General features: G+C 72.3%; 6 protein-coding genes. 4 read left to right on the top strand and 2 right to left on the bottom strand.

Annotation, left to right across the window (positions count from 1 at the left end; translation table 11 throughout):
• Both ACOADB_RS26540 and ACOADB_RS26535 read left to right on the top strand, forming a co-directional pair.
• Positions 1-390 (top strand): FHA domain-containing protein (locus tag ACOADB_RS26540; protein ID WP_378606088.1); only part of this gene is annotated, 390 nt, incomplete at its 5' end.
• A 27-nt stretch (positions 391-417) separates the two neighbouring features.
• Positions 418-1527 (top strand): RDD family protein, encoded by a 1110-nt coding sequence (locus ACOADB_RS26535; protein WP_378606085.1) that lies wholly within the window; start codon positions 418-420, stop codon positions 1525-1527.
• Positions 1528-1530: 3 nt separating this feature from the next.
• Here the strand turns inward: ACOADB_RS26535 and ACOADB_RS26530 are convergent, their stop codons facing one another.
• Complete coding sequence (locus ACOADB_RS26530) at positions 1531-2127, bottom strand: GNAT family N-acetyltransferase (protein WP_378606082.1); 597 nt, start codon at positions 2125-2127, stop codon at positions 1531-1533.
• A 108-nt stretch (positions 2128-2235) separates the two neighbouring features.
• Between ACOADB_RS26530 and ACOADB_RS26525 the strand changes: the two genes are divergently transcribed.
• Positions 2236-2631: a cold-shock protein gene (locus ACOADB_RS26525; protein ID WP_378606079.1), complete on the top strand. Its 396-nt coding sequence runs from the start codon at positions 2236-2238 to the stop codon at positions 2629-2631.
• Between the two features lie 12 nt (positions 2632-2643).
• On the opposite strand, the gene ACOADB_RS26520 is transcribed toward ACOADB_RS26525, so the two are convergent.
• Positions 2644-4017, bottom strand: coding sequence for an MFS transporter (locus tag ACOADB_RS26520; RefSeq protein ID WP_378606077.1), 1374 nt, complete (start codon positions 4015-4017; stop codon positions 2644-2646).
• 205 nt (positions 4018-4222) lie between these two features.
• Here ACOADB_RS26520 and ACOADB_RS26515 point away from each other — a divergent pair.
• A partial coding sequence (locus tag ACOADB_RS26515) for a DUF3027 domain-containing protein (protein WP_378606075.1) occupies positions 4223-4705 on the top strand: 483 nt, incomplete at its 3' end.

Genomic DNA, 4705 nt, shown 5'->3' with positions numbered 1-4705 from the left:
GGCATCCCCGGCCAGCCGCAGGCTCCGGCGATCACCGCGCCGGTGGCGACCCTCCTCATCTCCGACGGGCAGACCATCGTCGTCGACCGCGCCGTCCTCATCGGTCGCGCGCCGGAGGCACGCCGGTTCACCTCGACCGAGCAGCCCACGCTGGTCACCGTGCCGAGCCGTCTCCACGAGATCTCCTCGACCCATGTGGAGGTCCGCCCGGGCACCGGCGCCGACCACGGCACCGCTGTCGTGACCGACATGGGTTCGACCAATGGCACCGTCCTGGTGCAGCCGGGGCTGGGGCCGGAGGACCTCAAGCCCGGTATCGCTGTCCAGCTGATTCCTGGCGCCATCATCAACCTGGGCGATGGAGTCACCATCCAGGTCACCCGGCCCTGACGGGCCACCGCTACTCGGAGCACATTCATGTCCCTCGTCCCGCCCACGGCGGAGCCGGTGATGTTTCCACCGGCCGAGCTCGATCGACGCTTCTCGGCGTTCGTGCTGGACCGCACGATCGGCTGGGGGATCGCGGCCGGAATCGGCGTCGCGGTCTGGCGCTTCGCTGCGCGTGACGAGGTCTGGATCGCCCTCGCCTCATTCCTCGGTGCGGTGATCCTGATCGGCCTCGTCACGGCCGTGGTCGTGGGGTCGACCGGGCTCACCCCGGGCAAGGCTGTGGTCGGCCTTCGCGTCGTACGACGCACCACTGGTCGCCCGATCGGCGTGATGCCCGCGATCGGGCGCTCGCTGGCGTTGGGTGTGGCGGGGATCCCCACTGTCGGCCTCGGCCTGGCCACGCTGGCCTGGACGGCCGCGGCCGACCCCACGAGGCAGCGGCGTGCCCTGCACGACCAGATCGGCGACGCCGTCGTGGTCGACGTCCGACCGATGCCGGTCGTGACCGACGAGGTCGACGACCGCCCGCAGCAGATCGTGAACCTCACCGCGATGCGCCTGGTGCCCGTCCCGGCGCCTGAGTCGATCCCGGTACCCACGCCCATGCCGGTGCCCGTCCCGGTCGCTGCCCCTGCTCCTGCGCCGGCGCCCGTCGTACGGCCGGCACCCGCTCCCGCACCCGTCCCGGCTCCCGCACCCGTCCCGGCCCCGGCCGCCCGTCAGGCCCCGGCAGCGGCACCTCCGGCCGCAGCGCCCGCAGCACCCACGCCCGCGGCACCCGTTGCCGCCGCGCCCCCGACGACCCGCTGGCGGGTGTCGTTCGATTCGGGGGAGGCGTTCGTCGTCGAGGGCCTCGCCCTCGTCGGCCGGCGCCCCGAGCCGCGTCCGGGCGAGCCGGTCCGGCACGTCGTACCCCTGCGGTCCTCGGACATGTCGCTGTCCAAGACCCACGCCCAGTTCCAGGTCGCACCCGACGGCGCGCTGGTCGTGATGGACCGTGGCTCGACCAACGGGTCGTTCGTCGTGCGTGGCGGCATGTCGAAGTCGCTCACGCCCGGGCGCCCGAGCACGCTGCTCGCGGGCGACGTCGTCCGGTTCGGCGACCGGATGATGCGCGTCGAACGAGCTGCTGGCTGACGGCTACAGCGCCGCCCACTCCCGCCGCAGCAGGCCGTAGACGGCCGTGTCGCCCCAGGTGCCGTCGCGATCGGCGAAGTCCTCGCGGGTGTGCGCCTCGTGGCGCATTCCCAACCGCTCGCACAGCGCCGCGGACGCGGTGTTGCGCGGGTCGAGCTGAGCCATCACGCGGTGCAGCGGGTAGTGCCCGAACGCGAGGTCGATGAGGGCACGCGCGGACTCGGTGGCGAACCCGCGGCCGGCGTGCTCCGGTGCGAAGACCCAGCCGAGCTCACCGATCGACGGGGCGTCGGCGGGGCCGTGGCTCGCGGTGAAGCGCAGCATCAGGTCGCCGACGAGCACGCCCTCGAACTCCACGGCCAGGGCGAGGAACTCCCCGACGGTCGAGGGTGCGGTCGCCCCGACGAGGCGACCCATCCGGTTGGTCAGGCCCTCGTCGTCGAGCGCGGGGAACGGCAGGTAGCGGGTCACCTCGGGCTGCGCGCAGTAGTCCCCGATCGCTGCGCGGTCGCTGGCGACCACGGTGCGCAGCACGAGGCGGTCGGTCCGCAACGGCAGCGGAGGGGGCGGAAGTTGCGGCGGTGACAGTTCGCTTCCCACGTCCGCGAGGGTACGACGTCCGCCCCGATCACCCACGCCCACTAACATGTGGGCTCGCGAGCCGTCAGGCGCGCGGCAACTGCGTGATCAGTGAGGAAGGTCGAGACCGTGCCGAGTGGCAAGGTGAAGTGGTACGACACGGAGAAGGGCTTCGGCTTCCTCTCCCAGGACGGCGGGGCGGACGTCTACGTCCGGTCCGACGCGCTGCCCGAGGGCGTCACCACCCTCAAGGCGGGCACCAAGGTCGAGTTCGGGATCGCCCAGGGCCGCCGCGGCGACCAGGCGCTCCAGGTCCGCCTCATCGACGCACCCGCATCGGTCTCCCGCAACCAGCAGCAGGCCCGCCGCAAGTCGCCGGAGGACATGGTCCTGATCGTCGAGGACCTGATCCGCCTGCTCGACGGCGTCGGCGAGGCCTACCGCCACGGCCGCCATCCCGATCGTCGTACGGCGCAGCCCGTCGCCAAGGTGCTCCGCGCCCTGGCCGACGAGCTGGAGCTGTGACGCCGTAGCCACTCAGGCGGGGACGGGCGGGCTCTGCTTGCTGCCCCGCTTGTGGGGCGCGCTGCGCAACACGAAGACCGCCCAGGCGGTCACCAGCACCGCGGCGAACGCCAGCCCGAAGTCGTTGACCGCGGGGTAGGACAGGATCACGCCGAGGAATCCGCCGACCACCCACGCCAGTTGCAGGGTGGTGTCGCCCTTGGCGAACGCGCTGGCATGGGCGCGTGCCGGGACGCCGGTCTGGATGGTCGAGTCGAGGGACACCTTGGCGAGGTACTGCATCAGCCCGACCGTCAGGCCGAGGATGACCAGCGGCAGTGCGCTGTAGACGATGGTCGCGAACAGCAGCGCCACGATGTCGGCGAGCAGCGCGACGACCACCATCACGACCGGGTTGATCTTGCGCGCGAGCGACGCGACGAAGATGCCGATCGTGTTGCCCAGCCCTGCGCCGCCGATCACCAGACCGAGCAGCACGGTCGACTTCGTCGTGGTCTCCCACCCCTCGAGGGGCTCGGTGGCCAGCACGAAGGTCATGAACATGGTGAGGAACCCCGAGAGCAGCCGGGGACCGCAGTTGGCGCGGAGCGCGAAGGCCACCTTCGGCGGCAGTCCGGTCGTACGACGTGCGCCGGTGACCGCGTCGCGCGGGGCCTCGACCGACTCCTCGCCCGTCGACGAGTCGACCTGTCCCGGCAGCAGGATCGCGGCGATGGTGCCGACGGCGAACACGACGAAGGCATAGCGGCAGGCCCACTCGGGGCCGATCCAGTAGGCCGCACCCGCGAGCGGGGCGGACACGCACGCCCCCACGACGCCGGCGAGGGCAACCCGGCCGTTCGCCTTCACCAGGGTGATCTCGTGGGGGAGCAGGCGGGGCACGGCCGAGGCCTTCGCGACGCCGTACGCCTTCGACGAGACGAGGACGCCGAGCGCGGCGACGTAGAACCAGGGTGAGCCGTCGGCGAGGGTCCCGGCCAGCACCCAGCACAGGAACGCGCGCAGGGCGAAGGTCGAGCCGATCGCCCAGCGCCGGCCGTGGCTGAACCGGTCGAGGAACGGTCCGATCAGCGGGGCGACGATGGCGAACGGCACCATCGTCAGGCCGAGGAACAACAAGACCGGCCCGCGTTCGCCGCTGGTGGCGCCAGCGAAGAAGACCGTTCCGGCCAGCGCGATGGCGAAGGCGGAGTCGCCGGCGGCGTTGAACGCGTGCAGCTCGATCAGTCGCTTGAGCCCGGACCGCTCGGCTCCCTGGGCGCCGGCGGCCTTGCGGGCCTGCCGGAACGTCGCACGGCTGGCGCGCCCGGTCACGGCGGCGGTGGCCTTGAGGCCGCGGGCCGTGGCCTTGGCGCCGGTCCCGAGCCCCGCCCCGACGGCACGCATCGACCCCGTTTCGGTCAGTTCGGCGTCCGACACCCCACCCGAACCGTCGCTCGGACCGTCGCTCGGAGGCGGCGGGGGAGGAGGTGGTGGAGGCGGATAGCTCACGACGTCCATCTTGCCTGCTGGTGTCGAAGCCACGCCCCCCGACTTCCCGGCACGTCCCCCGACGTGACGAGCATCGCCCGAATGAGGGATGCTGTGCCCCGTGTCCACACTCGAGCGCAAGTTGACCGACGCCGTCACGGCCGACGCCGTTGATGAAGCGCGCACCGCGCTGCTCGACGAGGTCGACGCCGCGGACGTCGGTGACCACCTCGGCCACCAGGTCGACGGCCTGCGGGTCGTCACCCACCTCTTCGCGTGCAACCGCAAGGGCTACCACGGCTGGCAGTGGGCGGTGACCCTCACCCGGGCGTCCCGCCAGCGCAAGGTCACCGTCGTCGAGGTCGTGCTGTTGCCTGGCGCCGAAGCGATCATCGCTCCCGCCTGGGTGCCCTACCGCGACCGCCTCCAGCCCGGTGACCTCTCGCCCGGCGACCTGCTGCCCGTCTCCGACGAGGACCCGCGCCTCGTGCCGACGTACTCCTTCGGCGACGACCCGCTCGACACCGACGAGAAGGCCCAGATCCGTGAGGTCGCCAAGGACCTCGGCCTCGGCCGGGTCCGCGTGCTCTCACCGGAGGGCCGC

Source organism: Nocardioides sp. CPCC 206348 (assembly GCF_048654705.1).
Lineage (GTDB): Bacteria > Actinomycetota > Actinomycetes > Propionibacteriales > Nocardioidaceae > Nocardioides.
This window is presented reverse-complemented; position numbering and strand designations above follow the sequence as displayed.

Coding starts and splice junctions, on each gene's coding strand:
- ACOADB_RS26520 (WP_378606077.1), bottom strand. CDS start 4,017: ATGCGTGCCGTCGGGGCGGGGCTCGGGACCGGCGCCAAGGCCACGGCC.
- ACOADB_RS26535 (WP_378606085.1), top strand. CDS start 418: ATGTCCCTCGTCCCGCCCACGGCGGAGCCGGTGATGTTTCCACCGGCC.